The sequence below is a fragment of the Streptomyces sp. NBC_01244 genome, from assembly GCF_035987325.1.
GTDB lineage: Bacteria > Actinomycetota > Actinomycetes > Streptomycetales > Streptomycetaceae > Streptomyces.
This window is the reverse complement of sequence record NZ_CP108488.1, coordinates 7,014,287-7,026,320: the sequence shown is the minus strand read 5'-3', so window position 1 is coordinate 7,026,320 and position 12,034 is coordinate 7,014,287. Positions and strand designations below refer to the sequence as shown.

At 71.6% G+C, this 12,034-nt stretch carries 12 protein-coding genes; 3 read left to right on the top strand and 9 right to left on the bottom strand.

Annotated features, from left to right (window positions below):
• Nucleotides 1-30 precede the first annotated feature (30 nt).
• On the bottom strand, nucleotides 31-2,085 hold the full coding sequence (locus OG247_RS31530; protein ID WP_327255351.1) for an APC family permease: 2,055 nt from the start codon (nucleotides 2,083-2,085) through the stop codon (nucleotides 31-33).
• A 219-nt stretch (nucleotides 2,086-2,304) separates the two neighbouring features.
• On the opposite strand from OG247_RS31530, the gene OG247_RS31525 reads away from it, so the two are divergent.
• Together OG247_RS31525 and OG247_RS31520 are read left to right on the top strand one after the other, a co-directional pair.
• A complete protein-coding gene (locus OG247_RS31525; RefSeq protein ID WP_327255350.1) occupies nucleotides 2,305-2,973 on the top strand; it encodes a potassium channel family protein in 669 nt (222 codons plus the stop codon).
• Nucleotides 2,970-3,632, top strand: a complete 663-nt coding sequence (locus OG247_RS31520) for a potassium channel family protein (RefSeq protein WP_214953432.1) — start codon at nucleotides 2,970-2,972, stop codon at nucleotides 3,630-3,632. The genes OG247_RS31525 and OG247_RS31520 overlap by 4 nt, the downstream gene beginning before the upstream one ends.
• A gap of 203 nt (nucleotides 3,633-3,835) precedes the next feature.
• On the opposite strand, the gene OG247_RS31515 is transcribed toward OG247_RS31520, so the two are convergent.
• From OG247_RS31515 to OG247_RS31485, 7 genes are all read right to left on the bottom strand, one after another.
• Nucleotides 3,836-4,588 (bottom strand): DUF3159 domain-containing protein, encoded by a 753-nt coding sequence (locus tag OG247_RS31515; protein ID WP_327255349.1) that lies wholly within the window; start codon nucleotides 4,586-4,588, stop codon nucleotides 3,836-3,838.
• Nucleotides 4,589-4,590: 2 nt separating this feature from the next.
• Nucleotides 4,591-5,019: an OB-fold nucleic acid binding domain-containing protein gene (locus OG247_RS31510; protein WP_112451269.1), complete on the bottom strand. Its 429-nt coding sequence runs from the start codon at nucleotides 5,017-5,019 to the stop codon at nucleotides 4,591-4,593.
• 24 nt (nucleotides 5,020-5,043) lie between these two features.
• Nucleotides 5,044-5,730, bottom strand: a complete 687-nt coding sequence (locus OG247_RS31505; RefSeq protein WP_327255348.1) for a response regulator — start codon at nucleotides 5,728-5,730, stop codon at nucleotides 5,044-5,046.
• On the bottom strand, nucleotides 5,727-8,351 hold the full coding sequence (locus tag OG247_RS31500) for a sensor histidine kinase KdpD (RefSeq protein WP_327255347.1): 2,625 nt from the start codon (nucleotides 8,349-8,351) through the stop codon (nucleotides 5,727-5,729). The genes OG247_RS31505 and OG247_RS31500 overlap by 4 nt, the downstream gene beginning before the upstream one ends.
• Before the next feature lie 199 nt (nucleotides 8,352-8,550).
• Nucleotides 8,551-9,339 carry a DUF3710 domain-containing protein gene (locus OG247_RS31495; protein ID WP_327255346.1) on the bottom strand — a complete coding sequence of 263 codons (789 nt, stop codon included), beginning with the start codon at nucleotides 9,337-9,339 and terminating at the stop codon, nucleotides 8,551-8,553.
• Between the two features lies 1 nt (nucleotide 9,340).
• Nucleotides 9,341-9,874 carry a dUTP diphosphatase gene (gene dut / locus OG247_RS31490; protein WP_327255345.1) on the bottom strand — a complete coding sequence of 178 codons (534 nt, stop codon included), beginning with the start codon at nucleotides 9,872-9,874 and terminating at the stop codon, nucleotides 9,341-9,343.
• Nucleotides 9,874-10,458, bottom strand: a complete 585-nt coding sequence (locus OG247_RS31485) for a PaaI family thioesterase (RefSeq protein ID WP_327255344.1) — start codon at nucleotides 10,456-10,458, stop codon at nucleotides 9,874-9,876. The genes dut and OG247_RS31485 overlap by 1 nt, the downstream gene beginning before the upstream one ends.
• A 58-nt stretch (nucleotides 10,459-10,516) precedes the next feature.
• Here OG247_RS31485 and OG247_RS31480 point away from each other — a divergent pair, with 58 nt between their 5' ends.
• Complete coding sequence (locus OG247_RS31480) at nucleotides 10,517-10,978, top strand: DUF3093 domain-containing protein (protein WP_327255343.1); 462 nt, start codon at nucleotides 10,517-10,519, stop codon at nucleotides 10,976-10,978.
• A gap of 66 nt (nucleotides 10,979-11,044) precedes the next feature.
• On the opposite strand, the gene OG247_RS31475 is transcribed toward OG247_RS31480, so the two are convergent.
• On the bottom strand, nucleotides 11,045-12,022 hold the full coding sequence (locus OG247_RS31475; protein WP_327255342.1) for a hypothetical protein: 978 nt from the start codon (nucleotides 12,020-12,022) through the stop codon (nucleotides 11,045-11,047).
• Nucleotides 12,023-12,034 lie beyond the last annotated feature (12 nt).

Genomic DNA, 12,034 nt, shown 5'->3' with positions numbered 1-12,034 from the left:
GTTCGCCAACCCGATGCGCGGGCTGCGGACCTACTTCCCCGCCGGGTCCTTCGGACGCGGACGCGGGGTGTCGACCGGCCCGCGGCGCACCGCGCCCGGGGCGTTCCACTCCGCACGCTTCTTCGCCCGCTTCTTCGCCAGCTCCGAGGACTCCAGCTGGTAGGGCACCGAGGTGACCATCACGCCGGGGGTGAAGAGCAGCCGGCCCTTGAGGCGCAGCGCGCTCTGGTTGTGCAGCAGGTGCTCGTACCAGCGTCCGACCACGTACTCGGGGATGTACACGCTGACGGCGTCGCGCGGGTTCTCGCTGCGCAGGCCCTTCACGTACTCGACGACCGGGCGGGTGATCTCGCGGTACGGGGAGTCCAGGATCTTGAGCGGGACGTTGATGCCGCGCCGCTCCCACTCCTCGCGCAGGGCCTTGGTCTCGGCCGGGTCGACGCTGATGCTGAGCGCCTCCAGCCGGTCCGAGCGGGTCAGCTTGGCGAAGGCCAGGGCGCGCAGAGTGGGCTTGTGGACCTTGGAGACCAGGACGATGGAGTGGACCCGCGAGGGGCGCACGCTGTCGTCGCTCGGGCCCTCGGCGGCGGCGATCTCCTCGGAGACCCGGTCGTAGTGCTTGCGGATCGCGGACATCGTTCCGTAGAAGATGACCATTCCGAGCAGGGCGACCCAGGCGCCGTGGGTGAACTTGGTGGCCAGGACGACCACCAGCACCATGCCGGTGAAGAAGGCGCCGAAGGTGTTGATCGCCCGGGACCGGTGCATCCGGCGGCGGGCGGCCTGGTCGCGCTCCGCGCGCAGGTGGCGGTTCCAGTGCCGGACCATGCCGATCTGGCTCAGCGTGAAGGAGACGAAGACGCCGACGATGTAGAGCTGGATCAGCTTCGTCGAGTCGGCGTCGTAGATCCACACGAGCAGCATCGCGGCGCCCGCGAGCAGCACGATGCCGTTGGAGAAGGCGAGGCGGTCGCCGCGGGTGTGCAGCTGGCGCGGCAGGTAGCGGTCCTGGGCGAGGATCGAGCCGAGCAGCGGGAAGCCGTTGTACGCGGTGTTCGCGGCGAGGAAGAGGACCAGCGCGGTGGCCGCGGCGAGCACGATGAAGAGGAAGCTGCCGTTGCCGAAGACGGCCTCGGCGACCTGGGAGATGACCGGGTGCTGGACGTAGCCGGTACCGACCGGGACGCCGTTCTCCAGCAGGTCCGTGGCGGGCTTCTCCGCCATCTTGACGTCGGTGGCCATGGCCAGGCCGATGATCCCGCAGAACATCGTGACGGCCAGGCCTCCCATGAGGGCGAGGGTGGTGGCCGCGTTCTTGCTCTTGGGCTTGCGGAAGGCGGGTACGCCGTTGCTGATGGCCTCGACGCCCGTCAGCGCGGCGCAGCCGGAGGAGAAGGCGCGCAGCAGCAGGAAGACCAGCGCGAATCCGGCGAGCCCCTCGTGTTCGGGTTTGATCTCCAGGCCGGCCGTCGGAGCCTCCATGGTGTCGCCCGTGACCAGGCCGCGCCAGGCACCCCACGCGATCATCACGAAGACGGCGCCGACGAACACGTAGGTCGGGATGGCGAAGAGGTTCCCGGATTCCTTCACGCCGCGCAGGTTCATCAGCGTGAGCAGCAGGATCACGATGATCGCCGAGAGCACTTTGTGCTCGATGACGAAATCGACCGCGGAGCCGAGGTTCTCGACGCCCGAGGAGACCGACACGGCGACCGTGAGGACGTAGTCGACGAGCAGGGCGCTCGCGACCGTGAGGCCGGCCCTGGGCCCGAGGTTGGTGTTGGCGACCTCGTAGTCGCCGCCGCCGCTGGGGTAGGCGTGGACGTTCTGCCGGTAGGAGGCGACCACCGTGAACATCAGCACGACCACCGCGACGGCGATCCAGGGGCTGAATTGGTACGCCGACACGCCTGCGATCGACAGGACCAGCAGGACCTCGCCGGGGGCATATGCCACCGAGGAGAGCGGGTCGGACGCGAACACGGGGAGGGCGATCCGCTTGGGAAGGAGGGTTTCCCCGAGGCGGTCGCTGCGTAGCGCCCGGCCGATCAGGATCCGTTTGGGCACGTCGGTCAGTTTGGACACGCAGAGGATCGTAAGCGTTCGAAATCAGCCTGACGAACCCCCCACCCCTATACGGCGGGAAGTCCCAGCGCATCCAGGGCAAAGGAGCCCCGCCTCCCGCGCAAATGGTCACACTGGTGACCGCCCGTGTGTAGCTTGGGCCATGGTCTGAGACCCTGTTAAGCCAGAGCAGCAATGAGGCTGGAATCCAGCGAGCCGCTGACAGCCGGAAGGACGGCCGTGCACATCGTCATTATGGGCTGCGGAAGAGTGGGCTCCGCCCTCGCGCAGACCCTGGAACAGCAGGGGCATACGGTCGCGGTCATCGACCAGGACCCCACCGCATTCCGCCGGCTGGGAGCCGGATTCGGCGGCCGTCGCGTCACCGGGGTCGGCTTCGACCAGGACACGCTGCGCGAGGCCGGCATCGAGGAGGCGGGCGCCTTCGCCGCGGTGAGCAGTGGTGACAATTCCAACATCATCGCCGCCCGGGTGGCCCGTGAGATGTTCGGCGTCGAGAACGTCGCCGCCCGCATCTACGACCCCAAGCGCGCCGAGGTCTACCAGCGCCTGGGCATCCCCACCGTCGCCACCGTGCGCTGGACGGCCGACCAGATGCTCCGCCGGCTGCTGCCTTCGGGCGCCGAGCCGCTGTGGCGGGACCCGAGCGGCGGTGTCCAGCTCGCGGAGGTGCACACCTCGACCGCCTGGATCGGCCAGAAGGTCAGCCGGCTGCAGGAGGAGACCGGCGTCCGCGTCGCCTTCCTCACCCGGCTGGGCGAGGCCATGCTGCCGACATCGGCGACCGTCCTCCAGGAGGGCGACCTCGTCCACGTGATGATGCGCACGGACGAGATCGACAAGGTGGAGGCAGCCTTCGCCGAGGGTCCTGAGGAGGCACACGCATGAGGGTCGCGATCGCCGGAGCAGGTGCGGTGGGCCGTTCCATCGCGGGCGAGCTCCTGGAGAACGGCCACGAGGTGCTCCTCGTGGACAAGGCCCCGACCGCCATCTCGGTGGAGCGGGTGCCGCAGGCCGAGTGGCTGCTGGCCGACGCCTGCGAGATCACCTCGCTCGACGAGGCGGCGCTCCAGCGCTGCAACGTGGTCATCGCCGCGACCGGTGACGACAAGGTCAACCTGGTCGTCTCCCTCCTCGCCAAGACCGAGTACGGGGTGCCCCGGGTCGTGGCGCGGGTGAACAACCCGAAGAACGAGTGGCTCTTCAACGAGTCCTGGGGCGTCGACGTGGCCGTTTCCACGCCGCGCCTGATGTCGGCGCTGGTCGAGGAAGCCGTCAGCGTCGGCGACCTGGTCCGGCTGCTGCGCTTCAGCCACGGCGACGCCAACCTCGTCGAGCTGACCCTGCCCGCCGACTCCCAGGTCGCGGGCAAGCAGATCAGCGAGATCACCTGGCCCGAGGACACTTCGCTGGTCACGATCATCCGGGGCAACCGGGTGCTCACGCCGCACGGCGAGGAGACCCTGGAGCCGGGCGACGAGCTCCTCTTCGTGGCCGCCCAGGCCCGCGAGGAGCAGCTGGAGGACCTCCTCCAGGCCGCGGACTGACCTGCGGTCCCGCTGAACGCCCGAAGGGGGCGGCTGACCACCACGGTCAGCCGCCCCCTTCGTACATCCCGGCTACGAGGCTGCGCGGCGGTGCGGCCGTGCGGCCCGGCTGCGCCCGGGCTCCTGGGGCCCCGCCCCAGACCCCGCGCCTCAAACGCCGGCGGGGCTGGAACGGCCCGCCCGCGCACGCGGCGGCGTACCGCTCAGACCCCCCGGCCCTCCGCGGCCTTCGCGGCGGCCTTCGCCGCCTTCTCCGCGGCCTCCTCGGCCTCCCACTCCGCGATCACGTTGATCGGCGGCGGCGCCTGCGCCAGGAAGAGCCAGGTGAAGTACACGGCGAGCACCATCGGCGGCAGCTTCAGGGCGATCAGCACCCAGCCGAGCTGCGTCGCGTCGCCCCACCAGTACAGCGGGAAGAGGATCGCGTACTTGGCGAGGAAGATCAGGCCCCAGGCCAGGCTGGCCTTGACGTACGCCTTCTTGCGCCCGGGGTTGCGCGTGCGCCAGGACAGGTTCTCCTTGAAGACCGGTCCCAGGATCACGCCCAGCAGCGGGAAGCCCACCAGCGCGGAGAGCGTGAAGGCCACGCCCAGGCCTGCGCCGTAGATCATGCCGGGCAGGTAGAACCCCTTCGCGCTGCCCGTGAACAGGGCGAAGGCCACGCCCACGCCCACGCCGAAGACCCCGCTGAAGGCGTGCTTGACGGTGTCCTTGCGCAGCAGCCGCACGATCACCAGCAGGACCGCGACGGCGCCCGCCGCGATGGCGGAGAGCTTCACGTCCTTGTTGATCGTGTAGATCATGACGAAGAGCAGGCCGGGGAGCATCGTCTCCACGGTGCCCCGGATGCCGCCGAAGGCGTCGAAGAGGGCCGCCTGCGTGACGGCCTTCTGGTCCGCCGTCGGTTCCGCGGCGGGATCCGTACCGGGCGTGGTCGGTTTGTCGAGTGACGTCACCGTCAGTGCTCCTGTCCGAGCGGTCGGAGTTCGTACTTCGGGTTGAAGAGCACCCGACGGCCGTGGCTCATCGAGATCCGCCCGGAGGCGATCATGCGACGGCCGGGTTCGATTCCCACGATCGAGCGACGTCCGAGCCAGACGACGTCCAGCGCGGCCGAGCCGTCGAACAGCTCGGCCTCCAGGGCGGGGACGCCGGCGCGCGGCCGCAGGGTGACGGTCCGCAGGGTCCCGGTCACCTTCACTATCTGACGGTCGTGGCAGTCGCAGATCCGCGTGCACCCCGCGGCTTCTGCGTCCTCCTGCAGCTCCGCCGAATGCAGCTCCTCCTGCGAGGTGGACAGCCGCTCTATCATCCGGCGGAACCTGCCCGCAGGCCTGGCGGGCTTCGCCGGCTTCGCGGGCTTCTCGGGACGCGGTTCAGCACTCATACAGGAAGCGTACCGGCGCCCCCACTACCTCTCGAAGCGGTATCCCATGCCCGGTTCGGTGATGAAGTGCCGCGGGTGCGAGGGGTCGGCCTCCAGTTTGCGCCGCAGCTGGGCCATGTAGACCCGCAGGTAGTTGGTCTCGGTCCCGTACGAGGGTCCCCAGACCTCCTGGAGGAGCTGCTTCTGGCTGACCAGTTTGCCGCCGTTGCGCACCAGCACCTCCAGCAGGTGCCACTCGGTGGGAGTGAGGCGTACGTCGTGGCCCGCGCGCACCGCCTTCTTCGCCGCGAGGTCCACCGTGAAGGTGTCGGTCTCGACGATCACCTCGTCCTCGCCGGCCCCGGCGCCCGGTTCCGCCCGCCGGACGGCGGCGCGCAGCCTGGCGAGCAGCTCGTCCATGCCGAAGGGCTTGGTGACGTAATCGTCGGCGCCCGCGTCCAGCGCCTCGACCTTCTCGTCGGAGGTGTGGCGGGCGGAGAGGACGAGGATGGGCACCCGTGTCCAGCCGCGCAGCCCCTTGATCACCTCGATCCCGTCCATATCGGGCAGCCCAAGGTCCAGCACGACCACGTCGGGGTGTCGGGCGGCCGCCAGTTCCAGGGCGCTCGCCCCGTCGGCCGCCGCGTCGACCTCGTACTTGCGCGCCTTCAAGTTGATCACGAGGGCTCGGACGATCTGAGGTTCGTCGTCCACCACGAGCACCCGGGTCATTGAGGTCCTGCCTTCTGTCGTATCGAATCGAGATCAAAATCCGCCGGGTGCCCCCCGGCCCCGTCCGGCGCGCTGTGCCCCTCGCCGTCCACGCTCACGTGGATCCGCTGCCGCCCGCCGGTCACCGCCCGCAGCGTGAGCACCATCGTGAGCCCGCCCCCGGGGGTGTCCTCGGCCTCCAGGGTGCCGTCCATGGCCTCGGCGAAGCCGCGCGCGACGGCCAGCCCGAGCCCGACCCCGGCGCCGCGCGGCGCGTCGCCGTGCCGCTGGAACGGGGCGAAGATCCGGCCCTTGGCCTCGTCGGGCACGCCCGGCCCGCGGTCCACGACCCGTACCTCGACCCGGTCGCCGAGGAAGCTGGCCGCCACCAGCACCTGCTCCCCGGGCGGGCTGTACTTCACCGCGTTCTCCACCACGTTGGCCACGGTCCGCTCCAGCAGCCCCGGATCCACCGCCACCATGGGCAGGGTCTCGGGGACGTCCAGCAGCACGCTGTCCTCGGGTACGCCGCCCAGCGCCATCGGGACCACCTCGTCGAGGTCGATCTCGCGGATCAGCGGGGTGACGGTGCCGGTCTGGAGCCTCGACATGTCGAGCAGGTTGCCCACGAGGTGGTCGAGCCGGTCGGCGCCGTCCTCGATGCCCTCCAGCAGCTCGGCGCGGTCCTCCTCGGACCATTCCACGTCGTCGGAGCGCAGGGAGCTCACGGAGGCCTTGATGGAGGCCAGCGGCGTACGGAGGTCATGGCTGACGGCGGCCAGCAGCGCGGTCCGGATCCGGTTGCCCTCCGCCATCCGGCGGGCCTCCTCCGCCTCGCCGACCAGCCGCTGCCGGTCGAGCACGACGGCGGCCTGGGCGGCGAAGGCGCCGAGCACGCGGCGGTCCTCGGCGGGCAGCACCCGCCCGGACAGGGCCAGCGCCATGTGGTCGCCGATCGGCATGTCCACGTCGGCGTCCTCGGGGCGGGTGACCGGGTTCGGGCCGACGCTGCCGGCCGGCCGCCAGGGCTCGACGTCGCTCTCGCGCTCGAGCAGGGCCACCGACTCCATGGCGAAGGTCTCGCGCACCCGCTCCAGCAGCGCGTCCAGGGTGGTCTCGCCGCGCAGCACGCTGCCGGCGAGGAAGGAGAGGATCTCGGACTCGGCGCGCAGCCGGGCGGCCTGGTGGGTGCGGCGGGCGGCGGCGTCGACGACGGAGGCCACGGAGCCCGCGACGCCGAAGAAGACCGCGATGGCGACGATGTTCTTGGGGTCCGAGATGGTGAAGCGGTGGATGGGCGGGGCGAAGTAGTAGTTCAGCAGCAGGGAGCCGACGGCGGCGGAGGCCAGCGCCGGCCAGAGCCCGCCGAGCAGGGCCGCGGCCACGGTCAGGGCCAGGAAGAGCAGCATCTCGTTGGCGAGGCCGGGGTCGCTGTCGACGTGCGTCAGCACCGCCGCGAGCAGCAGCGGCAGGATCACCCCGGCCACCCAGCCGGCCACCAGCCGGGTCCGGCCGAGCCGGGCCGCCGAGCGGGCCACGGGCCGCAGGCCCCGGCCCTTGGCCACCTCCTCGTGGGTGACGATGTGCACGTCGAGGTCGGGCCCCGAGTCGCGGGCGACGGTGGCCCCGACTCCGGGGCCGAAGACGTACCGCCAGGAGCGGTGGCGGCTGGAGCCGAGCACGATCTGGGTGGCGTTGACCCCGCGGGCGAATTCGAGCAGCGCCTCGGGCACGTTGTCGCCGATCACGTGGTGAAACGTTCCGCCGAGGTCCTCGACCAGCGTCCGCTGGACCGCGAGCTCCTTGGGCGAGGCCGCGGTCAGCCCGTCGCTGCGGGCGATGTAGACGGCCAGGATCTCGCTGCCGGACCCCTTGGCCGCCACCCTGGAGGCGCGCCGGATGAGGGTGCGCCCCTCGGGCCCCCCGGTGAGGCCCACGACGATCCGCTCGCGCGCCTGCCAGGTCGAGCGGATGTTGTGCTCGCCCCGGTACTGCTGGAGGTACTCGTCGGCCCGGTCGGCGACCCAGAGCAGCGCGAGCTCGCGCAGTGCGGTCAGGTTGCCGGGGCGGAAGTAGTTGGACAGGGCCGCGTCGACCTTGTCGGACTTGTAGATGTTGCCGTGCGCCATGCGGCGGCGCAGGGCCTGCGGGGACATGTCGACCAGCTCGATCTGGTCGGCGCGGCGCACCACCTCGTCCGGGACGGTCTCCCGCTGCCGCACGCCGGTGATCGACTCCACCACGTCGCCCAGGGACTCCAGGTGCTGGATGTTGACGGTGGAGATCACGTCGATCCCGGCCCGCAGCAGCTCCTCCACGTCCTGCCAGCGCTTGGCGTTGCGCGAGCCCGGCACGTTGGTGTGCGCCAGTTCGTCCACCAGGGCTATGGCGGGCTTGCGCGCGAGCAGGGAGTCCACGTCCATCTCGGTGAAGGCGGCGCCCCGGTACACGAGCTCCTTGCGCTCCACCTGCTCCAGACCGTGCAGCATGACCTCGGTGCGCGGCCGCCCGTGGTGCTCGACGAAGCCCACGACGCAGTCGGCGCCGCGCTCGATCCGGCGGTGGCCCTCCGAGAGCATGGCGTACGTCTTGCCCACGCCGGGGGCCGAGCCGAGATAGATCCTGAGCTTGCCGCGTCCCATGCGCCCATTCTCCGGGACGTCCACCCCGTTCACGCGCCGATGACCGGCCGCGGGCGGATCTCTGACGGTTCCCTGACGCCCGACACCGACACCGACACCCACGGGCACGGGCACGGGCACGACCGTACGGCCGCGGACACGGCTGTGGGCCGCACCCCCGGAGGGGTGCGGCCCACAGCCGCGATCGATCGAGCCGGGGTCAGCGGACCTCGGTGATCTCCGGACCGCGCTCCAGCTGGCCCATGCCACCGCCGAAGCGGGAGCCCTCCTGGTCACCGGCGTCGTCGGTCTGCACGCCGTCCGGCACCATCTGCGCGTCGTTCGGCAGCTTCAGGACGATCGGGTCGCGCGGGGCCATCGGGCCCTCGCCGCGGACCACGACGGTGTCCAGGAAGATCCGCTCCAGCACCCCGGCCGACTCCGGACGCACCGCGCCCTGGCCGGAGATGACACCGCGCAGGAACCAGCGCGGGCCGTCCACCCCGACGAAGCGGACCAGCTGGGCGCCGGTCTGCCCGTCCGGGAGCGGTACGGGGACCTGCGCGCGCAGCTCCCAGCCCAGCGGACCCTCGACCTCGTCGATGATGCCGCCCTGCTTGGTGATGCCCTCGGCGATCTCCTCACGGACCTCGCCCCAGATGCCTTCCTTGCGGGGCGCGGCGAAGGCCTGCAGCTGCACGGCACTGTCGCCGAGCACCACGGTCGCGGCGACGATCGCGTCCCCGGCGACCTCGACCCGCAGCTCCATGCCCTCGACACCCGGTACGAGGATGCCGCCGAGGTCGACCCGGCCTTCCTCGGGGTTGCCGGGGACCTCGGAGATGTCCCACGGGCCGTCGGGACGCGGGGCCGGCGGCAGGTTCACCCTGCGCGGCTGGACCGCGTCGTTCTCCGTGCCGTCCTGCTCATCGGCACCGACGCCGTCGACGACCTGCTCGGCCGCGCCGCCGTCCTTGACGGAGTCGTTCTTCTTGCGACGTCCGAACACGTCACTGTCCTTCCCGGTCGGATACGACCGAAGCGTAGCCATTCCCACCCTGCTGACCAGCGCCGGATCCGGCCACGGCCGCATGACCACCGGTGGAGCCGAAACCCCCCTCGGCCCGCGCCGAGTCGGGAAGCTGCGCCACCTCGCGGAAGCGCACCTGCTCGACTCGCTGGACAACCAGCTGGGCAATGCGGTCGAAACGCTCGAACCTGACGCTCTCGCGAGGGTCGAGGTTGACCACGATCACCTTGATCTCCCCACGGTACCCGGCATCCACCGTCCCGGGGGCATTCACGAGTGCGAGCCCGCAGCGTGCGGCCAGGCCCGAGCGCGGGTGCACGAAGGCGGCGTACCCCTCGGGCAGCGCGATGGAGATCCCGGTGGGCAGGACCGTCCGCTCCCCCGGCTCCAGCTCCGCGGCCACGGTGGTGACCAGATCGCAGCCGGCGTCGCCGGGGTGCCCGTAGGCCGGAATCGGCACCTCCGGGTCGACGCGCCGGATGGCCACGTCCACGCCGGTGTTGTTGTCAGACATCAGGGGTTCACCTCGAAGGCGCGTGCGCGCCTGACCTGGTCCGGGTCGGCCATCGCCGCCCGGATCTCCTCGGGCCGTCCGTTGTCGATGAAGTGGTCGACCTTCACTTCGATGAAGAGGGCGTCGGCGCGCAGTGCGACCGGCCCCTGCGGTCCGCCTATTCGGCCGACCGCGCTGGAGTAGATCTTCCGGCCGGCGACGGCGGTGACCTCGGCCTCCAGGTACAGCACCGTGTCCACGGGCACGGGCCGGACGAAGTCCGTCTCCAGCCGGCCGGTGACGGCGATGACGCGCAGCAGCCAGTTCAGGGAGCCCAGGGTCTCGTCGAGCGCGGTGGCGAGGACGCCTCCGTGCGCGAGGCCGGGCGCACCCTGGTGGGCCGCCTTGACGGTGAACTCGGCGCTGACGCGCACGCCCTCCCCCGCACGGGCCTCCAGGTGGAGTCCGTGCGGCTGGCCGCCGCCGCAGCCGAAACAGTGCTCGTAGTGCGCGCCGAGCAGTTCGCCGGGGGCCGGGGCATCGGGGTGCCGCACCGGCGCCGTGGCATCGGCGGGGGGCGTCAACGCTGTGTTTCGTCCACTCACAGCCGCAGACCTTACCCGCGCGGCTACCCGCCGGTCGCCTCGTGGCAGGCTTGGCCGCATGCAGCCCTCCCCCGCGCACCACGACGAACGCCTGACAGCCCCCCGTTCCTGGTGGGCCGTCGTCGCCCTCGCCGGCCTGGCCTGCGCGCTGATGCTGTTCCCGCTGGGCACGCTGCCGCTGCTGGCCGGGCTGGTCGGGGGCACCGCGCTGACGGGGCTGATGGTGAGTTCGTACGGTTCCCAGCGGGTGCGCGTGGTGGGCGGCGCGCTGGCCGCCGGGGAGGCCAGGATCCCGGTGGCCGCGCTCGGCGACCCGGAGGTGCTGGACGAGGAGGAGGCCCGCGCCTGGCGCACGTACAAGGCCGACACCCGCGCCTTCATGCTGATGCGCAGCTACGTGCCGACGGCGGTGCGCGTCGAGGTGACCGACCCGGCCGACCCGACCCCGTACGTCTACGTCTCCACCCGCGAGCCGCGGGCCCTGGTGGCGGCCATCCGCGCGGCGCAGGGCCGGGACTGACCCCGGCCGGGCTCGGACCCGGGGTTCGGCGGCGCCGGGCTCGGTCCCTGGGGGCAGTCCCCGGGCTCAGTCCCCGGGGTCGACGGCCCGCGGGTCGACGGCGCTCGGATCGGCGGTGCTGGGGTCGATGGCCCGCGGGTCGAACATCCGGCCCTCGACGGCGGCCCTGACGCCCTCGGGAAGGGCCTCGGCGGGCCGCTCCAGGGGCGGGAGCTGCGGCAGCGCGTTCCACTGCACGGCGCGGGTCCGCAGGTCCGTACGTACCTTCTCGGCGAGTTTGCGGGTGTCGCGGCGGTTCATGACCGCTCCGACCGCGGCGCCGACCATGAACGGCATCAGGTTGGGCAGGTTGCGGAACATCCGCTTCATGATCTGCTGGCGCAGTTCGCGCTTCATCTGGCCGCCGAGGGCCGCGTTCAGCGTGGTCGGCTTGGTCAGGTCGACCCCGCGCTCCTCCGTCCACGACGTGAGGTAGGCGACGCTGCGCTCCTTGAGGCCGCCGGGCGCTCGCAGGCCGTAGACCTCGTGGAGTTCGGCGATGAGCTTCAGCTCGATCGCGGCGACCGCGGTGATCTCGGCGGCCAGCTCGGCCGGCATGGCGGGGGGCACGGGCAGCATGGCGGCCGCGCCGATCCCGGCGCCGACCGTGGAAGTGGCGTTGGCGGCGCCCGAGATCAGCTTGTCGGCCAGCTGATCGGGCCCGAGGCCCGGGAACTGCGCGCGCAGGGTCGCGAGGTCCCGAACCGGAACGCGCGGTGCGTTCTCGATGACTCGGTCGGTGAGGTAGAGGGCGGCGGCCCTGGCACTTTCGCCGCCCTTGCGCACACCGTTCTTGACGGCTTGCAGCCGACGGACCCCGGAGTGCTTCCGGGGCCCCTCGCCGGCCTCGGAGGCCGACGGCACCGCCTCGGCGGTGTCGGGGAGCACGGCGGGTACGCCGGGGGCTCCAGGGCCTGTTCTCAGGCCCTCGGTTCCCTCGCGCGTCTCCGCCGGATCACCAGCTTTTCGGAAGCGCCGCTTCCGAAAGGGTGTCGAGCCAGTCACGGCCGACGCCTC